The sequence below is a fragment of the Streptomyces griseiscabiei genome (assembly GCF_020010925.1).
GTDB lineage: Bacteria > Actinomycetota > Actinomycetes > Streptomycetales > Streptomycetaceae > Streptomyces > Streptomyces griseiscabiei.
In genome coordinates this window covers 3,301,402-3,321,606 of sequence record NZ_JAGJBZ010000001.1, presented here as the reverse complement: position 1 = coordinate 3,321,606, position 20,205 = coordinate 3,301,402, and the positions used below count along the sequence as shown (strand labels likewise).

The window sequence follows — 20,205 nt, the reverse complement described above, 5'->3', positions numbered from 1 at the left end:
GCATCCCCGGCGCGCGGTGCCGCAACCGCGCTTACTGTGGGCTGAGGGGGACGACGGGAGGGGACGACCGGAAGGGACGTACGGCATGACTGACATGACGGAGCGGAACCGGACGGACAAGCCCGACACCACCAGGGAGCCGACGCAGGTCGGGCGGAAGACCACCCGGCGCGGCGGCGGTGATCCGGCGGGCCGGGGGCGGACGACCATCGCCGACGGCGTCGTGGAGAAGATCGCCGGGCTCGCCGCACGGGAGGTGGTCGGCGTCCACGCCATGGGCAGCGGACTGTCACGGACCTTCGGGGCCGTGCGGGACCGGGTGCCCGGCGGAGCCAAGTCCGTGACCCGGGGTGTGAAGGTCGAGGTCGGCGAGGTGCAGACCGCGCTGGACCTGGAGATCGTCGTCGACTACGGGGTGTCCATCATCGATGTGGCCCGTGATGTGCGCGAGAACGTCGTCGCGGCCGTCGAGCGGATGACCGGCCTGGAGGTCGTCGAGGTCAACATCGCGGTCAGCGATGTGAAGCTGCCCGACGAGGAGGACGAGGAACCGGACTCCCGGCTGCAGTGAGCCATGGATATCCGCAATCTCCCAGTGCCTAGGAGCGCAGGATGAGCTTGGCCATGATCGGGATGATCGCCGGGATGGCGCTGGGCTTCGCCGGCTACTTCGGCGGGTTCGGGGCCTTTCTGCTGGTGGCCGCGCTGGGCGCCGTCGGCTTCGTCGTCGGCCGGTTCCTGGAGGGGGACCTGGAGCTGGGCGACTTCTTCCGCCCACGTGACGACCGACGCCGGTGACCCCGGTGGACAGTGGCCGTCCCACGGAGACGAAGGCCGTTCCGGCCGGTGGGCGTGGGGCGACGCGGATCGCCGACCGGGTGGTCGCGAAGATCGCCGCGCAGGCGGCGCGCGAGGCACTGGTGACACCGCCGCCGGACTCCGCGCCCCCCAACGCCACCGTCGCCGTCCACCACGAGACCGCGCACATCCGCGTCACGATCGGGCTCCCGTACCCCTCGGACATCGGTGGCCAATGCGCTGCGGTGCGTCGTCATGTCACCGAGCGGGTAGGGACGTTGGCGGGAATGCACGTATCGGAGGTGGCCGTCCAGGTGGAGCGGCTGCACCTGACGCACGCACACGACGTGGCTCAGGGGAGGACGCGATGAGCGAACCCCAGCGCTCCGAAGGCACCACACGACGACTGCCCGTCATCGACAAGTCCGACGACAAGTCCGACGACAAGACCGACGACAAGACCGACGACAGGACGGACGACACGGCCGGCCACACGGCCGGTGGCACGACCGGTGGCAAGGCCGCCGACCGCGACCCCGATCAGTCCGCTTCCGCCGCCGACTACGACCCGCCGCCCGTCGCCGACGGCGAGAACGGCGGGGAGAAGCGCTTCTGGTCCGCGCGCAGAGTCCCCGCAGGCATCCTCGCGGTCCTGCTCCTCGGCGGTGCGGGCCTCCTCCTGTACGACGTCGTCGCCGTCCGTGCCGACCGGCCCGCCATGGCGTGGCGCCGTTCGCTGGCCCGGGAACTGGCCGAGCGCCCCCTCGACGACATCTGGGTGCTCGTCGGTGCCTCGGTCGCCGTCGTCCTCGGCGTCTGGCTGCTGGTGCTCGCCGCCACCCCGGGGCTGCGGGACGTCCTGCCGATGCGGCGCGTCCACCCCCAGGTACGCGCCGGACTGCACCGGGGCGCCGCCGCGCTGGCCCTGCGCGACCGGGCCATGGAGGTGTCCGGTGTGCGGTCCGTACGGGTCCGGGCGGGGCGCAAACGGGTCGACGTCCGCGCGATGTCCCACTTCCGGGAGCTCGACGAGGTACGGGCCGACCTGGACGACACGCTCGCCGACGGCATCCGGGGCCTCGGTCTGTCCCGGCCGCCCGCGCTGTCGGTGCACGTCCGCCGGCCCGGCCGGAAGGGGTGAGCGGCGATGCTGAGGATCGTCAACCGGGTGCTGCTCGGAGTCGTCGGACTCGTCCTGGTCGTGCTCGGCGGGGCCGTCCTGACCGTGGGGCTCGGTGTCGACCCGCCTTCCTGGTGGCCGTACGACGGCCGGCACGACGTGCTGCTGAGCGACGCCGACCGGACGCGCTGGCGGGACTCCGGCTGGTGGTGGCCCACGGTCATCGCCGTGCTCGCCGTCCTCGTCCTGCTCGCGCTGTGGTGGCTGACGGCGGTGCTGCGCCGCCACCGCCTCGCCGAGGTCCTCGTCGACACCGGCGACGGCGAGGGCGCCCTCCTCCGAGGACGCGCCCTGGAGGGTGTCCTCACCACCGACGCGGCGGACGCGGACGGCGTCGAACGCGCCCACGCCCGCCTCACCGGCCGCCGCAACGCCCCCGAGGCCCGGGTCCGCCTCGTCCTCCAGCCCCATGTGGACCCCGGCGACGCGCTGCGGACCCTGACGACGGAGGCACTGGCCCACGCCAAGGAGTCGGCGGGACTGGCGGCGCTTCCGGCGGAGGTCAGACTGCGCGGGGCCAAGCACGGTGCGGAAAGGGTGAGTTAGAGGGTGAGTCGACGGGACGGCGACCGTCAGAACCCGTGCCGCATGCCCCCGTCCACCGGCAGCATCACACCGGTCAGATAGGAAGCGGCCGGGGACAGCAGGAACGCCCCCGCGCGACCGAACTCCTCCGGCCGCCCGTACCGCCGCAGAGGAATCCGCGACTCGTGCGCGGCCCGTGTCGCCTCCGGATCGGCCGACATCCCGTCCAGTTCCCGCACCCGATCGGTGTCGATACGGGCGGGAAGCAGCCCCACGACCCGGATGCCGCGCGGCCCCAGCTCGTCGGAGAGCGACTTGGCGAACCCGGCCAGCCCCGGCCGCAGCCCGTTCGAGATGGTCAGCCCCGGAATCGGCTCGTGCACGGACCCGGACAGCACGAACCCGATGACACCGCCCTCACCCAGTTCCTCGGCCGCGGCGCGCGCCAGGCGGACCGCCCCGAGGAACACGGACTCGAACGCGGTCGTCCACTGCTCGTCGGTGTTGTCGGCGACGAACCCCGGCGCCGGCCCGCCCACGCTGATGAGGATGCCGTCGAAGCGTCCGAAGTGCTCACGGGCGGCGGCGATCAGCCGCCCGGCGGCCCCGGGGTCCGCGTTGTCCGCGGCGATCCCCACCGCGTCCGCCCCGAGCGCTGCCGCCGCCGCGGTCACGCTCTCCTCCTCGCGGCCCGTGACGACCACCTTCGCGCCGTCGGCGACGAGTTCGCGCGCGACCGCGTTGCCCAGTCCGCGGGTCGCCCCGGTGACGATGAAGACACGGTCCTTCAGCCCAAGATCCATGGCCCTATCCTGCCTCCTCCCCGTCGAAGAGGGCGAGGGCGGTGCCGACGAGACCGACATGGCTGAACGCCTGCGGGAAGTTCCCGAGCTGGCGGCCCGCGGCGGGGTCGTACTCCTCCGCCAGCAGCCCCACGTCGTTGACCAGCCCCACCAGCCGGTCGAACAGCTCGCGCGCCTCCTTCGTCCGGCCGGTCAGCTGCAGCGCGTCCGCCATCCAGAACGAGCAGACGAGGAACGTGGCCTCACCGCCCGGCAGCCCGTCGACATCGGTCGTGGCGGAGGTGGCGTGGTCGGCGCTGTAGCGGCGGACGAGCCCCTCGTGGCTCAGCTCCTCGCGGATCGCGTCGACCGTGCCGACGACCCGGGGATCGTCCGGCGGCAGGAAGCCCATGAGGGGGATGAGCAGCAGCGCGGCGTCGAGTTCGCGGGAGCCGTACGACTGGGTGAAGGTGTTGCGTTCGGCGTCGTAGCCACGCGCGCAGACCTCGCGGTGGATCTCGTCGCGCAGCTCCCGCCAGCCGTCGAGGTCGCCGCCGGTCAGTTCCGGGTCGTCCTCCAGGGTGCGGACGGCCCGGTCGGCGGCCACCCAGCACATCACCTTGGAGTGGGTGAAGTGGCGGCGCGGACCGCGTACCTCCCACAGCCCCTCGTCCGGCTTCCGCCAGGCCGTCCGCAGATACTCCATCAGCGCGCACTGCATCCGCCACATGTCCGGCTGGTCGGGCAGGCCCGAACGCCGGGCCACGAACAGGGAGTCGATGACCTCGCCGTACACGTCCAGCTGCAACTGCCGTACGGCGTCGTTGCCGACCCGGACCGGCCGCGAGCCCTCGTAGCCGGAGAGCCAGGGCAGCTCGTGCTCGGGGATGCGGCGCTCACCGGCCAGGCCGTACATGATCTGCAGGTCGGCCGGGTCGCCGGCCACCGCGCGGAGCAGCCAGTCGCGCCAGGCGCCGGCCTCCTCCTGGTAGCCGCAGGACAGCAGCGCGCCGAGGGTGAGGGTGGAGTCGCGCAGCCAGCAGTGGCGGTAGTCCCAGTTCCGCACCCCGCCGATCTCCTCGGGCAGGGAGGTGGTGGCGGCCGCGACGATACCGCCGGTCGGGGCGTAGGTGAGCGCCTTGAGGGTGATCAGGGAGCGGACCACGGTGTCCCGGTGCGGGCCGGTGTACCGGCAGCGCGCCGCCCAGGCCCGCCAGTCGTGGAGGCTCGACCGCAGCGCCTCGTACGGGTCGACCAGACGGGGCCGGGGCTCGTGGGAGGGATGCCAGGTGAGCACGAAGGCGACCTTCTCGCCCGGCTCGACCGTGAACTCCGCGTACGTGGCCCGGTCCTCGCTCCACGACCGCACCCCGGGTTCGCTGCGCAGCCATACGGCGTCGGGGCCGGCGACCGCCACCCGGTGGCCGTCCGACCTGCGCATCCAGGGGACGGCCGAGCCGTAGTCGAAGCGGAGGCGCAGCGTACTGCGCACGGTGACACGGCCGCTCAGGCCCTCCACGATCCGTACGACATCGGGCGCGCGGTCGCGCTGCGGCATCAGGTCGGTCACCCGCACCGTGCCCTCGGCGGTCTCCCACTCGGTGTCCAGCACGAGCGAGTCGTGCCGGTACGCGCGCCGGGGGCGGGCTCCGGGGTCTCTCGGCGCGATCGTCCAGTGGCCGTTCTCCTCGTCACCGACCAGCGCGGCGAAGCAGGCGGCCGAGTCGAAGCGGGGCAGACAGAGCCAGTCGACGGAACCGCGGCGGCTCACCAGGGCGGCGGTCTGGTGGTCGCCGATCAGGGCGTAGTCCTCGATGTGGGGGTGCACGGGGATCGGGTGCCCGGAGCGGGGGGTGATCAGTCCGGCGGATCCGGGGAGGGGTGAAGGGGGCGAGGCCCCCTTGCCGGAGCTGTCACCCGGGCCCCGTCCCCGCCGTCGTCCCTCCCACCCCCGAGAAGATCACCCCCGAGCCGGAGGGGGCCTGGTTGAGGACCCAGAGGCCGATCAGCGTGGCGAGGGCGAAGACCAGCAGGACCAGGACGGCCAGCACCAGCCGCCGTCGGCGCTCCCGGCGGAGCCAGTCCCCGCGCGCCGTCCGGTACGCGTCCGGCGCGGCGTGCACACCCCCCGCGAGCGCCGCGAGCGCCGACGCCAGCTCCCGTTCGGTGCGGTCCTGCCCGGTGTCGTTGCCGGTGGTGTCGTTCATCGCCGGGCCTCCATCGCCTGGGTCAGGGCGGCGAGGCCGCGTGCGGTGTGGGTCTTGACCGAGCCGCAGGAGATCCCCATCGCGGCCGCGATCTCGCTCTCCTTCAGCCCGAGCCAGTGCCGCAGCACCAGGGCCTCCCGCTGCCGGGCGGGCAGTTGCTGGAGCGCGCCGATCAGCACTCGCTGGTCGTCGTGGAGCAGGGCCGTGCTCTCGGCGGACGCGACCGACTCGTCCGGCGGGGTCTCCACATGTCTGCGGACGACCTGGAGGTGGCGTATCCGCATCCGGGTCAGATTGCAGACGGTCGACCGCAGATACGCCTCCGCCGCCTCGGCGTCCCTCAGGCGCCGCCACTTGCGGTAGATCTGGTAGTACGCCTCCGCCACCACGTTCTCGGGGTCGTCCGCGCCCAGCAGCACCGCGAGCCGCAGCATCGAGGAGTAGTGCAGCTCGAACAGCCGGGCGACACCCGCCTCGCGCTCCACATCGGCGGGATCGCCGAGGGCGCCCGGCGGCAGGGCGGGGTTCGGGACGAAGGGCTCACCGGAGCCCGGGGCAGGCACCCGCCCCAGCGGCTCGGCGGCGGTCACCGGCTCAGGGGCCGCCGGCGGAACCGGTGTCGAAGCCGCCGGAGGCAGCGGCGCCGAAGCCGCCGGGGACACCGGCACACGTATGTGCTGTCTGCGTCTCACGGGTTGCTCGCTCCCGTCTCGGGGCGCCGCCTGACGGTCAGGCGGGACGGTAGGTCGGTCAGGTCGGCGCCGCGCGGGACGCCGAGCCGTTCGAGGACCGTGGTGCCGACGACGGCGACGGTCAGATTGAGCAGCAGGGCGAGCAGACCGGCGTAGATCTCCAGCGAGCCGCCGCCCAGGAGCACGATGGACGAGAAGCCCTCGCGCACCACCAGGAACGTGCCGGTCACCATGCCGACCCCCCACCCGGCGAGCAGCGCCCGGGGATGCAGCCGCCCGGTGAACAGGCCGACCGCGACCGCCGGGAAGATCTGCAGGATCCACACCCCGCCGAGGAGCTGGAGGTTGATGGCGTCCTGGTCGCGCAGCCCGAACACGAACGCCACCGCCCCCACCTTCGCGGTCAGCGAGACCACCTTGGCGATGCGGACCTGCCGCTTGGGCGTGGCGGTGGGCTGGAAGTACTCGACGTACACATTGCGGACGAAGCCGGTGGCGGCGGCGATCGACATCACGGCCGCCGGGACCAGCGCGCCCACGGTGATCGCGCCGAACACCAGTCCGGCCAGCGGCTCCGGCATCAGCCGGTCCACCAGCATCGGCACGGCCGCCTCGGCACCGCCCTCGGGCGCCCGCACCCCGGAGGCGAGCGCCGCGATGCCGAGGAAACCGAACAGGGCCAGCAGTCCCGTCCAGGCGGGCAGCGCCACGGCCACCTTGCGGACCGTGCGCGGCCCGTCGGCGGCGAACCCGGCGGTCAGGACGTGCGGATACATCAGCAGGGCGAGCGCCGAGCCGAGCGCGAGAGTGGCGTAGGCGGGCTGCTGCTCGGGGGCCAGCAGAAGGGCGGAGTCCTCGACGCCGGTGCCGCTCAGCCGCGCCGCCGCCCCGCCGAAGACCGCGCCGGGACCGCCGAACCGTTCCAGCACCAGCCAGCACACGGCGGTCAGCGACACGAAGACGGCCACCGCCTTCAGCGCCGAGATCACGGCGGGCGCCCGCAGCCCGTGCCGGTACGTCGCCACCGCGAGCCCCGCGAACAGCGCGACCATCACCAGATCACCGGCCGCGCCCTTCGGATAGAGGCCCCCGGCCGTGAGCACCGCCCTGATGCCGAGCAGTTGCAGGGCCAGATAGGGCATCGTCGCGAGAATCCCGGTCAGCGCCACCACCAGGGCGAGCGGCGCCGAACCGTAGCGCCCGCGCACGAAGTCCCCGGCCGTCACATAGCCGTGCCGCCGGGCCACCTCCCACAGGCGGGTGAGCAGCACGAAGGCCAGCGGGCAGACGATCACCGTGTACGGGACCGCGAAGAAGGCGGGCGCCCCGTTGCCGTACGCCAGCCCGGGCACGGCGGTGAAGGTGTACGCGGTGAAGATCGTGCCGCCCAGCAGCAGCCAGGTCCAGACCGGGCCGAGGCTCCGGTCGGCGAGCGCCCAGCCCTCCAGCGAGGGCAGCCGGTCGGTGGGACGCAGCCGGCGCGCGGTGACGGCGAGCAGCGACGCTCCGCCGATCACGGCGAGGAACGTCGCGGTCATGGCAGCGTCCGCCATGGGTCACCGTCCTTGGTGGGCCTGGGCCCGGCTGTACCTGGGCCCTCGCGTGTTGGTTGCGCGGCCGGCCGGTTCGGAGGACACGGCTCGGCGGGAAATCTTCGGGGAATCTTCTGAAATTCGCTGTCAACCGGATTCGCCGGGTGGGCAACTCTTGCACAGACCCACAGCGATCGGGAGAGGAGAACGGCCATGGCACGCCCCACGGGACACCGCGCTCACCAGCGACTACGGCGCGTCGCGAGTGCCGTCCTCCTCCTCGCCCCCGCCGCCGGACTGCTCTGGGTCCCCTGGTACGCCACCGCGGAGCCACGGCTCGCGGGCACGCCGTTCTTCTACTGGTACCAGCTCGCCTGGGTCCCGGGATGCGGCCTCTGTCTGCTCGCCGCGTACGCGCTGACGGACCGACGTCGCCCGGACCGCCGCCCGGACGGGCCGCGCCCGGACCGACATCGCTGAGCCGCATCCCGCCCTTCTGCCGCACACCCGTTGAAATCAGGAGCCGCCATGTCTACGTCAGCCATGCCCGATTCCGGTCCCGAGGCGCCGGAGAAATCCCGTATGTCACCAAAATCGATCGCGCTCTGGATAGCCGTCGCCCTCGTCAGTGCGATCGGCTGGGCCGTGCTCGCCCTCTCCCGGGGCGAGGAGATCTCGGCTGTCTGGCTGCTCATGGCGGCCCTCGGGTCGTACGCGATCGGTTACCGCTTCTACTCCCGGTTCATCGCCCGCAAGGTCCTCCAGGTCGACGACACCCGCGCCACTCCGGCCGAACGCCTCGAAGACGGGGTCGACTACCACCCCACCGACAAGCGGGTGCTGTTCGGCCACCACTTCGCGGCCATCGCCGGCGCGGGCCCGCTGGTCGGCCCGGTCCTGGCGGCCCAGATGGGCTATCTGCCCGGCACCATCTGGATCATCGCGGGCGTGATCTTCGCGGGCGCGGTCCAGGACATGATCGTCCTCTTCCTCTCCATGCGCCGGGACGGCAAGAGCCTCGGCCAGATGGCCCGTGACGAGATAGGCAAGGTGGGCGGCGCCGCCGCGCTGATCGGTGTCTTCGCCATCATGATCATCCTGCTCGCGGTCCTCGCGATGGTCGTCGTCAACGCCCTCGCCGAGTCCGCCTGGGGCACCTTCTCGGTCACCATGACCATCCCGATCGCCCTCTTCATGGGCTTCTACCTGCGCTATCTGCGTCCGGGCCGGGTCGTGGAGACCAGCTTCATCGGTGTGGCCCTCCTGCTGCTGGCCATCCTCGGCGGCGGCTGGATCCAGGACTCCTCGCTCGCCGAGTACTTCGTCTGGAGCCCCGAGACCCTGGTCTTCTGCCTGGTCGGCTACGGCTTCGTCGCCTCCGTGCTCCCGGTGTGGATGCTGCTCGCCCCGCGCGACTACCTCTCCACCTTCATGAAGGTCGGCACCATCGCCCTGATGGCCGTCGGTGTCGTGGTCGCCGCGCCGAACCTGCGCGCCGAACCGGTCACCGAGTTCGCGCACACGGGCGCCGGACCGGTCTTCGCGGGCTCCCTCTTCCCCTTCCTCTTCATCACCATCGCCTGCGGCGCCCTCTCCGGCTTCCACGCCCTGGTCTCCTCCGGCACCACGCCGAAGCTGATCCAGAAGGAGTCCCAGGTCCGCATGATCGGCTACGGCTCCATGCTCACGGAGTCCTTCGTCGCCGTGATGGCCCTGATCGCCGCGTGCGTCCTCGAACCCGGCCTCTTCTACGCCATGAACTCCCCGGCGGCGCTGCTCGGCCCGACCGTCGACACGGCCGCCGAGGCGGTCAAGAACCTCGGCTTCACCATCACCCCCGAACAGCTCACGGCGGCGGCCAAGGCCGTCGAGGAGGAGACCCTCGTCGGCCGCTCCGGCGGTGCGCCGACCCTGGCGGTCGGCATGTCGGAGATCTTCGCCGGGGTCTTCGGCGGCGCCGGGATGAAGGCCTTCTGGTACCACTTCGCGATCATGTTCGAGGCCCTGTTCATCCTCACCACGGTGGACGCCGGCACCCGCGTCGGCCGCTTCATGCTCCAGGACATGCTGGGCAACGTCTGGAAGCCGATCGGCCGCGTCACCTGGAAGCCGGGCATCTGGATCACCAGCGCCCTGGTCGTCGGCGCCTGGGGGTACTTCCTCTACGCCGGTGTCACCGACCCCCTCGGCGGAATCAAGCAGCTCTTCCCGCTCTTCGGCATCGCCAACCAGCTGCTCGCCGCGGTCGCGCTGGCCGTCACCACCACCGTGCTCATCAAGTCCGGCAAGCTGCGCTGGGCCTGGGTCACCGGTGTCCCGCTCGCCTGGGACGTGGCCGTCACCTTCACCGCCGGCTGGCAGAAGATCTTCTCCGACAACCCGGCCATCGGCTTCTTCGCCCTCCGCGACAAGTACGCGGCGGCCATCGACAAGGGTGAACTCCTGCCGGGCGCCACGAACATGGACGACATGCACACGATCGTCACCAACAACACGGTCGACGGCGTGATCATGGCGATCTTCCTGCTCCTGGTCCTCACCGTCCTCATCAACTGCGCCGTCGTCTGCGTCCGCGCCGTCCGCTCCCCGGTCCCCCTCCCGTCGACCGAGGCCCCGTACGTCGAGTCCCGCATCGACGAGGAGGGCTCCGAGAAGGAGCTGGTGGGGGCGGGCCGATGACCACCGCCGCCTACGGCCGGGCCCCCCGGCGCTGGCTGCGGACCGTCCGCTGGTATCTGCGGGAGCTGACCGGAGAAGCGGAGTACGACCGCTACTGCGACCGCCACCGCCGCCACCACCCGGCGGCACCGGTCCCGACCCGGCGGGAGTACGACATCCTCCGGACCCTGCGCCGGGAGGAACACCCGGAGGGCCGCTGCTGCTGAGAGCCACGGCCACCTGCTGAGCCGGCCCGGGGTGCGTTGTCGGGTGCGGGCCCGGTGGGGCTTCTCGCGCAGTTCCCCACGCCCCTGAAAAGCAGGGGACGCGCCCCGTGCTTTTCAGGCCCGCAGAGGCCTGAAGCTCTTAGGGGCGCGGGGAACTGCGCGAGCAGCCCCCACTCGCCCGCACCCGACAACGCACCCGAACCCACCCCACTCCGACCCCCGGATCCAGAGATGCTGAGATGCTGAGACGCCGCCCCGCCCTCCTGATCCGCCCCGAACTCGACGACGACGCACTGCACCGAACCCTCGCCGAACTCCGCCCCGCCCCACAGCTCCACGGCCTCGGCGCGGGCCGCACCCGCCCCTCATGGGAACCGGTCGCCACCCTCCTGCGCGCCACCGGCCGCGACTGGGACCGCCGAGCCCACCGCGTCGCCGTACTCGCCCGGCACCTCCCCACGGCCGTCCCGCAACGCTGGACCACCGACCGCCCGGACGACGGCGACGCCCTCACCCTGCGCGCCTTCGTCGAGTCCCACCGCACCCCCGGCACCGGCCACACCGCCGTCCGCCACGCCGAACGGCTCTGCCTCCGCGCCGCTGAGGCCTGCCCGGAGGACCCCACCCCCTGGCTGGCCCTGCTGTCCCTGATGGACGGCTGCGCCGTACCGGTCAAGGACGCGGTCCCCGTCTGGACCGAGGCCGTCGACCGCGCCCCCTGGCTGCGGACGTCGTACCACCGGCTCCTGCGCTATCTGTCCCCGCGCGGCCATGGCACGGTCCCCGACATGATGGACTTCGCCTGGCAGGCGGCCGCCCGCGCACCGCACGGTTCCCCGCTCGCCCTGCTCCCCGTGGCGGCCCGCGTCGAACTGATGGCCCACCGCCAGGAGGCGACACCCCTCGACGCCCTCGGCTCGGGCGGCGGCAACTGGAACGAGCCCCGCGCCGTCCACGAGATCGACCTGGCCCTCAGGAGCTGGTTCGACGCCGGCGGCGCACCGCACGCCGAGGCCGTCACCGACCTCAACATCCTCGCGTTCGCCCTGACCCGCGCCCACCGCCCGACCGAGGCCGCTCCCGTCCTGAGACGCCTCGGCCGCCACATGACACGCCACCCGTGGGACCTGCTCCCCGAGCCTGAACGCACGTTCGTGTACTGGCGGGAGCGCGCGGCCGACGGCCGGTCCCGTACCTGAGGCCGGCTACGCCGAAGCGGTCGCCGTCTCCTTCTCGTCCTCGGCCGCCGCGGCGGCGGCTTCCGCCTCCGCGCGGTCGCGGCGCTCACGGCGGACGAGGATGACGTAACCGACGGGGACACCGAGGGCGAAGAGCCACCACTGCAGGGCGTAGGCGTAGTTCAGCGCGGCGTTCTCGTTGCCGGGGCTGTCGAGCTGTTCCGGGGTGTCGCCCTTGGGCTCGGGTGCCGTCTGCGCGAGATAGCCGCCGAGCACCTGGACGCCGAGACGGTCCGCCTCCCGCTCGCTGTTGATCAGCATGATCTGCCGGTCGGGCAGTCCCTGGAGGTCCTTGATACCGCTGGCCGCGGTCGTCTCGTCGGGCATCAGCCGCCCGGTGACGGTGACCTCGCCGCCGGCCGGGGCGGGGATCTCGGGGAACGCGGTCTGGCTCGGCCCGTCCGCGGGGATCCAGCCCCGGTTGACGAGCAGCACCTTGCCGTCGTCGAGGACGAACGGGGTCAGGACATGGAAACCGACCTCGTCGTCGGCGTTGACCCGGCGGCGGACGACGACCTCGTCATCGGTGTCGAACCGGCCCTTCGCGGTCACCGTGCGATAGCGCTCGGCGCTGGTGACGGTGTGCCCGGGGGAGGTCAGCCGCTCCACGGGCACCGGCTTCGCGGCCATCGCGTCGGCGACGAGCTGGTTCCGCGCGCTGCGCTCCTCATAGCGATGCATCTGCCAAACACCCAGCCTGACCATGGTCGGGACCAGGAGAAGAGCGAGCAGCGTGAGGATCACCCACTGCCGGGACAACAGGAAGCGGTACACCCCACGACCGTACAACTCGGCCGTGGGGCGTGTTCGGGCGGGTGCGTACTCGCAGGCCCTCGGACCACGAGGCCCTGGGACCGCGGGGCCCGCACGGCTCCGGGAGCCTCAGACCTTGTCGACGATCCCCGCCCTCCCCTCGGCCCGCGCGCAGTGGGCCCCGCAGTACCAGTGGCCCTCGACCTCGACGCCCTGGCCGATGATCTGCACCCGGCAGTGCTCGCAGATGGGGGCCATCCGGTGGATCGCGCAGGAGAAGCAGTCGAAGACGTGGATCGCGCCCTGTGCGTGGACCTCGAAGGTCATTCCGTAGTCATTGCCGCAAACTTCGCATCTCGCCATGCGCCACAGGGTGAGCCGTCGCCACCGCGCGGGCGAGCGGACGCCGGGCGAGTCGCCCGGCAATCACCCGTCCGTACGGGTCACTCGTCCGCGGGCTCCACATCCCGGAGCAGCTGCCCGAACCCCGCCTCGTCCACGACCGGCGTCCCGTACTGCCGGGCCCTGACCACCTTCGACGTGTGCGAATCCGGGTCGTTGGTCACCAGCAGACTGGTCACCCGGGACAGACTCGTCGCGACGTGCAGCCCGGCCTCGATCGCGCGGTCCTCCAGCAGGTCGCGCTCGATGGAGGTGTCCCCGGAGAAGGCGACCCGCATCCCCTGCTTGAGCGGCTTGCCGTCCTCGTACCGCCCCGGGTTGGGGTAGGGACAGGCGGGCCGCTTCCGCGAGGGCCGCCAACTGGTGGGCCGGTAGCCGCTGTAGCCGCCGCCGTAACCACCGCCGTGCCCCGCCTGCTGCCCGATCCGCGGCGCGGTGGCGGCGCCGTCCCGCCACTCGGTCAGCGGCCGGCACTCGTGCAGCGGCAGCCGTACGCCGCTCGCGGCGGCGACCCGCAGACTCGGCCGGAAGGCCTCCGCCAGCACCCGGGCGTCGTCCAGCGCGTGGTGCGCCCGCTGCTGGACGACGCCGAAGTGCGCCGCCAGCGACTCCAGTTTGTGGTTGGGCAGCGGCAGACCCAGCTCCTTCGACAGCGCGATCGTGCACAGCCGCTGCCGCACCGGCGCCTCGGTCTCCGCGCGCGCGTACTCCCGGGCGATCATCGACCAGTCGAACACCGCGTTGTGCGCGACGAGGACACGGTCCGCGAGCCGGGACGAGAACTCCTCGGCGATCTCCTTGAAGAGCGGTGCCCCTTCGAGCACATCGCTCGTCAGCCCGTGGATCCACACCGGTCCCGGGTCCCGCTCCGGGTTCACCAGCGTGTACCAGTGGTCCTCGACCTCGCCCCGCGCGTCCAGTCTGTACACGGCCGCGGAGATTATCCGGTCGTCCCGGGCCAGCCCGGTCGTCTCCACGTCCACGACCGCGTACCCCTCGGGGTACGCGGCCGGCCAAGGCGCTTGCGACGCTGCGGTCGTGTGGTCTTCGAGCATGGTCCATGAGGATACGGGCCGGGACTGACAGCTCGTTACCCGGCGGTGGCGCCGGGCAAGTGACGGGGCGACAGTTCACTCCCGGCTCCCCGCTTTGGCGGACAGCGCCAAGAAGCAAGCGCGTACCGCCGGAAATACTTGTCAGTAACAACGTCTAGCCCTCGCCCACCAGCGGATCTACCGTGCCCCCATGCCGAACCTGCCCGATGTCGTGCTGTGGTCGATACCCGCCTTCGTGCTGCTCACCGTGATCGAGGTGATCAGCGTCCGGATCCATCCGGACGACGATGCCGCGGGGTACGAGACGAAGGACGCCGCGACGAGCGTCGGCATGGGCCTCGGGAGTCTCGCCTTCGACTTCCTCTGGAAGATCCCGATCGTCGCGATCTACACGGCGGTCCACGAACTGACCCCGCTGCGCGTCCCCGTCCTGTGGTGGACGGTCCCGCTGATGCTGCTCGCGCAGGACTTCTTCTACTACTGGTCGCACCGCGGCCACCACGTGATCCGGATCCTCTGGGCCTGCCACGTCGTGCACCACTCCAGCCGGAAGTTCAACCTCACCACCGCCCTGCGGCAGCCCTGGACGACCTGGACCGTGTGGCCCTTCTACCTCCCGCTCATCGCCCTCGGAGTGCACCCGGCCGCGCTCGCCTTCTGCTCCTCGGCCAACCTCGTCTACCAGTTCTGGATCCACACCGAGCGCATCGGGAAGCTGCCCCGCGCCTTCGAGTTCGTCTTCAACACGCCCTCGCACCACCGGGTCCACCACGCCTCCCAGGGCGGTTACCTGGACCGCAACTTCGGCGGCATCCTCATCGTCTGGGACCGGCTCTTCGGCTCGTTCGTCGAGGAGACCGAACGGCCGGTGTACGGCCTGACGAAGAACATCGACACATACAACCCGCTGCGGGTCGCCACCCACGAGTACGCGGCCATCGCCAAGGACCTGAAGAGGGCGAGCAGTTGGGGCGAGCGCGCGGGACGGGTCCTCGGCGGCCCCGGCTGGCAGCCCGCGCGGCCGGCGGCGACCGGGGAGGCCGTGGAGACGGCCGATCCCACCGCTCCGGCCGCCACCACGGGAACCGTCGCGTGAAGCCGGACCGGGGCCCCGCCCTCCGCCCCGCACTCCGCTCCGCGTTCCTCGTCGCCTTCGGGGTCGCCGCCGCCGTCGACCTCGGCTCCCTCGCCGTGGGGTCCGACACCGGGCACACCGTCGCCAAGCCCTTGCTGATGCCCCTGCTCGCGGCCCACGCCTACACACGCGGCGCCCCTCGACCACTGCTCGCCGCACTGCTGTTCGGCTGGGGCGGCGACGTACTGCTCCTCTCCGGCGCGGAGCCCGCCTTCCTCGCCGGGATGGGCTCCTTCGCGGTGGGGCACGTCTGCTACCTCGTGCTCTTCGCGAGAGCCGGGAGATCCGCGAGGCCCGGGGGAGCCGGGAAGCCCGAGCGACTCGCGCCCGGCGTCGCCCGCGCCCTCGTCTACGCCCTCGCCCTGGTCGCCGCCGTCACGAGTCTCTGGCCCGGTCTGCCGGCGGAGCTGCGGCTCCCCGTCGCCGGATACAGCGCCCTGCTGACCGCGATGGCGTGGTCCGCCACCCGGCTGGGACTCGTCGCGGGCCTCGGCGGCGCGCTCTTCATGGTGTCGGACCTGCTCATCGCGACCGGCGTGGCCGGGTGGCCGCAGCCGCCGCGCCCCGATCTGTGGATCATGCTCACCTATCTGGCGGCCCAGTACCTGCTGGTCCGGGGTGTCCTCGGCACCCTCGCCGAGGGACCCGGCCGGGGAGCCGGGACCCCGCTCACCAGCGGATCGGTACCGGCAGCGCCGTGAGCAGCGCCGACACCGCGACGACCAGGCCGAGCACCGCCACCTCCGCGCGCGCGGGAGCGCAGGCGCCGAGCGGGTCGCCGGTCGTGCCGCGCAGCCGCAGCCGGGCCCAGAGGGCGAGGGCGGCGACGGCGGCCACGAGGAGGACCTTGGCGAGCAGGGCGCGGCCGTACGCCGTCTCGGTCAGCTGGTCGAGGACCGTGCCCGGTGGCATCCGGCGCAGTGTGCTCCACACCCCGGTGGCGGTGACGGCGGCGAGCAGAACGGCGGCCACGCGCGCGTAGAGGCCCAACAGCGCGGCGCCCGCCTCCGACGACCGCCACGCGCGCGTGCGCAGCGTCCGCAGGACGTGGAGGAGTCCGCCCGCCCACAGGGCCGCGCACATCAGGTGCACCAGGGTCAGACCGGTGCCGACGAGGGGGTCGTACTCGGTGCCGGGGTGGGCGCGCAGTGCCTCCGCGACGGCGATCGCGGCCAGGGGGAGCGCCTGGGCGGCCGGGCGGCGGGAGAGCGCGAGCAGACCGGCCGCCGCGAAGGCGTTGACCTCCAGGAGGGCGAGTCTGCCGTCCCGGGTCTCGTAGAGGCCGCCCACGTCCAGGTCGGCGGGGGAGTCCGGCACCAGATTGCCCGTGGCCACGACCGAGGCCAGGCCCAGCGAGGCCAGGAACCCGGCCCCGGCCGCCCCCGCCGCCCAGCTCCGCGGCGCCGCCACCCCCGGACGTGGCCCGCCCGGTGTCCGCCGGGCCAGCCACGCCACGAACAGTTCGCCCACCGGCACACACAGCGCGGCCAGCAGCACCGCCCGCAACAGCGCGATCCCACCCGCCCCGGGGGCCCCGGCCTCACCCGTGCCGTCCAGCGCGACCCGCGGCCCGAACAGGGGTATCAGCGCGCCCACGGCCACCAGGACCAGCACCACGACGGCCCGGCCGGCCCCGCCCCCGGTCCACCCGGTCCGCTCCCCGGCACGCTCCTGCGGCTCGTCGGCCTCCGCCCCCGCTCCCGTCTCCGCGCTCGCTTCCGTCTCCGCGCTCGCTTCCGTCTCCTTCGCCGTCCGTCCCGTCAGGCTCACCCCGAAAAGTTCACCAGTCGCACCAGACCTGGGCAAGTGCCGGAAACCAACTGGCAGTTCGACATTCCACCCATACGTACGGCCCGGCGGGCCCGCCGACTCAACGCCAGCGCGGCTCGTCCGTGCCCCAACGCCCCGGCCCCCGCGCCCAGTCGGCCGGCCCGCCCTCGAAGGACACCGGCGACCGCGCGTACCGCAGCCGGCCGAGAGGGCTGTCCCGTTCGGCGAGCCAGGCGTCCGGCGGGCCGGGAGCCTCGCCCCGGCCCGGGGCCCGCTCGATCCCGCCCGTCAGCCAGGCCGCCGTCCGGGCCAGCGACAGCCGCACGGCCCGGCTGTATCCCTGCTCCGCCTGCTCGGTGAGCGCTCTGAGGACGGCCGCCGCCAGCAGATAGCCCGTGCCGTGGTCGAGTGCCTGCGCGGGCAGCGCGCCCGGCCGGTCCGCCGTACCCTCGACCGCCGCGATCCCCGTCGCCACCTGCACCAGACTGTCGAACCCCCGCCGCCCGGCCCACGGCCCGTCCGCGCCCCAGGCCGAGAGCTGCGCCACGATCAGTCCGGGACGCCGGTCGACCAGTGCCTCGGCCGACAGCCCGAACCGGTCCAGCGCACCCGGCCGGTATCCGGTGACGACGACGTCGGCCTCGGCGAGCAGCGCCTCGAACGCCCCGGGGTCCGCCGCCAGATCGAGGGCCGCCGACCGCTTCCCGAAGCCCGTGTCGGCGTGCTGGTCGAGGATCTCGGGCATGCCCGGCGGATCGACCCGCAGCACGTCCGCGCCCAGCAGGGCGAGGGTGCGGGTGGCGACCGGGCCCGCGATGACCCGGGTCAGGTCCAGGACCCGCAACCCGGCGGCGGGCGACAACAGCGCCTCGGCCGAGGGCAGGGGCGGGAGCACGCGCGCGTACGCCGTGTCCAGCCGCTCGTGGTGGATCAGCGGCCGGGCCGCCACCGCTCGCGCCTGCTCGTGCGCGGCCCATTCCCCGGGCGTCCGCAGCGCCACGGCCAGACCCCCGGCCGCGTACACCGCTTCCTCGACCTCCCGCGCGGACCGCTCGGCGAGCGCCGCCTCGACCGCGGGCACCTCGGCGCCGGACACGCCCAGCGCGGACAGCAGCCGCTCCCGGTGGTGCGGATAGTTGGCGTGCGTCCGCACCCACCCGTCCGCCGTCCGCCAGAACCGCGACAGCGGCGCGAAGGTCACCGGGGCCCGCCCGTCGACCAGCAGATGCCGTTCACTGACGAACGCCGTGCCGACCGACCCGTCGTCCACCCGCACCCGGGGCACCTCCGCGAGCCCGGCCCGCCGCGCCCCCAGCTCGGCCGCGGCCAGCGCGCACACCGTCACACAGGCCCGCGCCAGCTCCCGTACCGGCAGCCGGGCGTCCAGCACCCCGTCCCGTACGACGGTCGAAACCCTCGACAGCGGCGCGGGATCGCCACCGAGCGCCGCCCACGCGTCTTCCGTTGTCCTCATGACGGGACTATGCAACGGAAGGGCCGGGCGGTGTGACACCGCCCGGCCCTTCAGCCTCGTACGAGAAGTACGAGAACTACGAGAACGATCCCTGCTCGGCCACAGCCACCAACGTGTTCGCCGGGAAGGGCTACTTGACGGCCTTCAGGGCGTTGACGATGCCGAACCCGAAGAAACCGTTCACGTTCGCGTCGCCCTCGCACACCGCGTCCTGCACGCCGTCGCCGTTCTGGTCGTACGACGTCGGGCAGGCCTGCGCGTCCGCCTGGCCCTTCAGCAGCTTCTGCAGCCCCTGCGCGGACACCCACGGGTGCGTGGACTTCAGCAGCGCGGCGACACCGGCGGCGTGCGGCGACGCCATCGACGTGCCCTGGAGGTAGCCGTAGCCGCCGTTCGGCATCGTGGACAGGATGCGGCCGTTCTTCGACGGCGTGTCCGGGATCTGGTAGCGGGCGTCGCCGCCCGGCGCCGCGATGTCGACCACACCGTTGCCGTACGTGGAGTAGTACGACTTCTCGTTCTTCACGCCCGTCGCGCTGACCGTGACGATGCCGTCCAGCTGGGTCGGCACGTCGAGGCACTCGCTCGGGTCGATGGTGCGCTCGACCGGGGTGGTGTCGTTCGGGCTGGACGCGTCCAGGATCGCGTCGGAGGCCAGGTCGTGGTTGGAGTTGCCCGCCGAGGCCAGGTGCAGGGTGCCCTTGTTGGTGGCGTACTTCTGCGCGCGGTTCACCGCGTCGACGATGGCTTCCTGGTCCGGGTCGTCGACACAGTTGTAGAGCCACGGGTCGACGTAGTAGCTGTTGTTCGTGATCTCCACGCCCTTGTCGGCGGCGAACACGAACGCGCAGACGACGCTCTCCGCGTAGAAGAGGCCGCTGACCCGGTCGGTCACATTGATTCCGGAGACCTTCACACCCGGCGCGACACCGGCGACACCGACGCCGTTGCGCGCCGCGGCTATCTCACCGGCGACGTGCGTGCCGTGGTAGTCGTTCGCGGTGTACGGACGCCAGGCGCCCTCGCTGGTGTCCGCGACGCCGCCGTCGCAGTTGGCGGACTGGGACTTGGAGAAGTTCGGCGCGAGGTCCGGGTGGGTGTCGTCGACGCCCGTGTCGATCACGGCGACCGTGACGTCCTCGCTGCCGTCGTTGATCTTCGCGGCCTTGTCGGCGCCGATCGTCCGCAGGTCCCACTGGTCGGCCTCGAGGGGCTCGGCGTCGGGGATGTCCGCCGAGGCGGCCTTCACCTTCGCGGCCTCCGCGTCCGTCAGCATGTCGACGGCGCCCAGGTCCGTCGTACCGGCCGGGGTCAGCGGCGAGGTCCGGGTGGCACCGGCGGACTGCACGCCGCGCACCGCGCGGATCGTCGCGCCGAACGCCGGGTCGGTCGAGTGGACCACGATCACGCCGATCTTGTCGTACGTGATGACGACCTGACCGCCGGCCTCGGTTATCGCCTTCTGCACCCTGGCGATCGTGCCCTTGTCCGTCTTCGTGTTCACGACGTACGAGAGGTTCGGGCCCTTTGCGGTCGCGGCGGTGGTCTCCGCGAGCGGGGTCGCCGAGGCGACACCCGGCAGGAAACCGAGCGAGGCGGTCAGCGACAGGACGACCGGCACGGCGAGTGCGAGCTGTCGTCTGGAGCGCAGATGAGCCATGGGATCTCCACATCATCCTCAAAGAAACCGGCCCGGGGCATACGGGTGCCTGGGCAGGTACATGACGTTGGTGGTGCAGCCCGAAGCTATCCCTGGTCGTCACCGGCCAGCAATGAC

Annotated in this window: 22 protein-coding genes; 11 read left to right on the top strand and 11 right to left on the bottom strand. The window is 72.5% G+C overall.

Features of this window, described 5'->3' with window-relative positions; all coding sequences use genetic code 11:
* Positions 1-85 precede the first annotated feature (85 nt).
* The 5 genes from J8M51_RS14475 to amaP are packed head-to-tail and all read left to right on the top strand — an operon-like array spanning position 86 to position 2,524.
* Complete coding sequence (locus J8M51_RS14475) at positions 86-571, top strand: Asp23/Gls24 family envelope stress response protein (protein WP_086755273.1); 486 nt, start codon at positions 86-88, stop codon at positions 569-571.
* Between the two features lie 41 nt (positions 572-612).
* Positions 613-798, top strand: coding sequence for a hypothetical protein (locus J8M51_RS14470; protein WP_086755272.1), 186 nt, complete (start codon positions 613-615; stop codon positions 796-798).
* Positions 795-1,169 (top strand): Asp23/Gls24 family envelope stress response protein, encoded by a 375-nt coding sequence (locus J8M51_RS14465; protein ID WP_086755271.1) that lies wholly within the window; start codon positions 795-797, stop codon positions 1,167-1,169. Before J8M51_RS14470 ends, J8M51_RS14465 begins: the two co-directional genes overlap by 4 nt.
* Complete coding sequence (locus J8M51_RS14460) at positions 1,166-1,939, top strand: DUF6286 domain-containing protein (protein WP_086755270.1); 774 nt, start codon at positions 1,166-1,168, stop codon at positions 1,937-1,939. The genes J8M51_RS14465 and J8M51_RS14460 overlap by 4 nt, the downstream gene beginning before the upstream one ends.
* Before the next feature lie 6 nt (positions 1,940-1,945).
* Entirely contained in the window at positions 1,946-2,524 is a 579-nt protein-coding gene (gene amaP, locus J8M51_RS14455) for an alkaline shock response membrane anchor protein AmaP (protein WP_086755269.1), read from the top strand.
* A 26-nt stretch (positions 2,525-2,550) separates the two neighbouring features.
* On the opposite strand, the gene J8M51_RS14450 is transcribed toward amaP, so the two are convergent.
* The 5 genes from J8M51_RS14450 to J8M51_RS14430 form a co-directional block, all read right to left on the bottom strand.
* Entirely contained in the window at positions 2,551-3,306 is a 756-nt protein-coding gene (locus J8M51_RS14450; protein ID WP_086755268.1) for an SDR family oxidoreductase, read from the bottom strand.
* A gap of 4 nt (positions 3,307-3,310) precedes the next feature.
* On the bottom strand, positions 3,311-5,113 hold the full coding sequence (locus J8M51_RS14445; RefSeq protein ID WP_086755274.1) for a glycoside hydrolase family 15 protein: 1,803 nt from the start codon (positions 5,111-5,113) through the stop codon (positions 3,311-3,313).
* A gap of 85 nt (positions 5,114-5,198) precedes the next feature.
* Positions 5,199-5,492, bottom strand: a complete 294-nt coding sequence (locus tag J8M51_RS14440) for a hypothetical protein (RefSeq protein ID WP_267299202.1) — start codon at positions 5,490-5,492, stop codon at positions 5,199-5,201.
* Positions 5,489-6,184: a SigE family RNA polymerase sigma factor gene (locus J8M51_RS14435; protein WP_267299201.1), complete on the bottom strand. Its 696-nt coding sequence runs from the start codon at positions 6,182-6,184 to the stop codon at positions 5,489-5,491. The genes J8M51_RS14440 and J8M51_RS14435 overlap by 4 nt, the downstream gene beginning before the upstream one ends.
* Positions 6,181-7,737: a sodium:solute symporter family protein gene (locus tag J8M51_RS14430; protein ID WP_086759448.1), complete on the bottom strand. Its 1,557-nt coding sequence runs from the start codon at positions 7,735-7,737 to the stop codon at positions 6,181-6,183. The genes J8M51_RS14435 and J8M51_RS14430 overlap by 4 nt, the downstream gene beginning before the upstream one ends.
* Positions 7,738-7,929: 192 nt before the next feature.
* Between J8M51_RS14430 and J8M51_RS14425 the strand changes: the two genes are divergently transcribed.
* The 4 genes from J8M51_RS14425 to J8M51_RS14410 all read left to right on the top strand — a co-directional run bounded on the left by J8M51_RS14425 (position 7,930) and on the right by J8M51_RS14410 (position 11,800).
* Positions 7,930-8,196: a DUF3311 domain-containing protein gene (locus J8M51_RS14425; protein WP_086759446.1), complete on the top strand. Its 267-nt coding sequence runs from the start codon at positions 7,930-7,932 to the stop codon at positions 8,194-8,196.
* 48 nt (positions 8,197-8,244) lie between these two features.
* Complete coding sequence (locus J8M51_RS14420; RefSeq protein WP_086759444.1) at positions 8,245-10,395, top strand: carbon starvation CstA family protein; 2,151 nt, start codon at positions 8,245-8,247, stop codon at positions 10,393-10,395.
* On the top strand, positions 10,392-10,601 hold the full coding sequence (locus tag J8M51_RS14415) for a YbdD/YjiX family protein (protein WP_086759442.1): 210 nt from the start codon (positions 10,392-10,394) through the stop codon (positions 10,599-10,601). Before J8M51_RS14420 ends, J8M51_RS14415 begins: the two co-directional genes overlap by 4 nt.
* 239 nt (positions 10,602-10,840) lie before the next feature.
* A complete protein-coding gene (locus J8M51_RS14410) occupies positions 10,841-11,800 on the top strand; it encodes a hypothetical protein (protein ID WP_086758586.1) in 960 nt (319 codons plus the stop codon).
* Positions 11,801-11,806: 6 nt separating this feature from the next.
* Here J8M51_RS14410 and J8M51_RS14405 read toward each other — a convergent pair whose 3' ends face one another.
* The 3 genes from J8M51_RS14405 to J8M51_RS14395 form a co-directional block, all read right to left on the bottom strand.
* Positions 11,807-12,613: an SURF1 family cytochrome oxidase biogenesis protein gene (locus J8M51_RS14405; protein WP_086758588.1), complete on the bottom strand. Its 807-nt coding sequence runs from the start codon at positions 12,611-12,613 to the stop codon at positions 11,807-11,809.
* Positions 12,614-12,721: 108 nt separating this feature from the next.
* Entirely contained in the window at positions 12,722-12,955 is a 234-nt protein-coding gene (locus tag J8M51_RS14400; protein ID WP_078615750.1) for a hypothetical protein, read from the bottom strand.
* 80 nt (positions 12,956-13,035) lie between these two features.
* A complete protein-coding gene (locus tag J8M51_RS14395) occupies positions 13,036-14,049 on the bottom strand; it encodes a DEDDh family exonuclease (RefSeq protein ID WP_086758590.1) in 1,014 nt (337 codons plus the stop codon).
* A 190-nt stretch (positions 14,050-14,239) separates the two neighbouring features.
* Between J8M51_RS14395 and J8M51_RS14390 the strand changes: the two genes are divergently transcribed.
* Positions 14,240-15,145, top strand: coding sequence for a sterol desaturase family protein (locus tag J8M51_RS14390; RefSeq protein ID WP_086758592.1), 906 nt, complete (start codon positions 14,240-14,242; stop codon positions 15,143-15,145).
* Positions 15,142-15,885 (top strand): lysoplasmalogenase, encoded by a 744-nt coding sequence (locus tag J8M51_RS14385; RefSeq protein ID WP_086758593.1) that lies wholly within the window; start codon positions 15,142-15,144, stop codon positions 15,883-15,885. The genes J8M51_RS14390 and J8M51_RS14385 overlap by 4 nt, the downstream gene beginning before the upstream one ends.
* Here the strand turns inward: J8M51_RS14385 and J8M51_RS14380 are convergent.
* From J8M51_RS14380 to J8M51_RS14370, 3 genes are all read right to left on the bottom strand, one after another.
* Complete coding sequence (locus J8M51_RS14380; protein ID WP_398856324.1) at positions 15,854-16,798, bottom strand: CopD family protein; 945 nt, start codon at positions 16,796-16,798, stop codon at positions 15,854-15,856. The genes J8M51_RS14385 and J8M51_RS14380 overlap by 32 nt on opposite strands.
* Positions 16,799-17,054: 256 nt before the next feature.
* Entirely contained in the window at positions 17,055-18,428 is a 1,374-nt protein-coding gene (locus J8M51_RS14375) for a CoA transferase (RefSeq protein ID WP_086757486.1), read from the bottom strand.
* Between the two features lie 130 nt (positions 18,429-18,558).
* On the bottom strand, positions 18,559-20,088 hold the full coding sequence (locus J8M51_RS14370; protein ID WP_086757479.1) for a S8 family serine peptidase: 1,530 nt from the start codon (positions 20,086-20,088) through the stop codon (positions 18,559-18,561).
* Positions 20,089-20,205 lie beyond the last annotated feature (117 nt).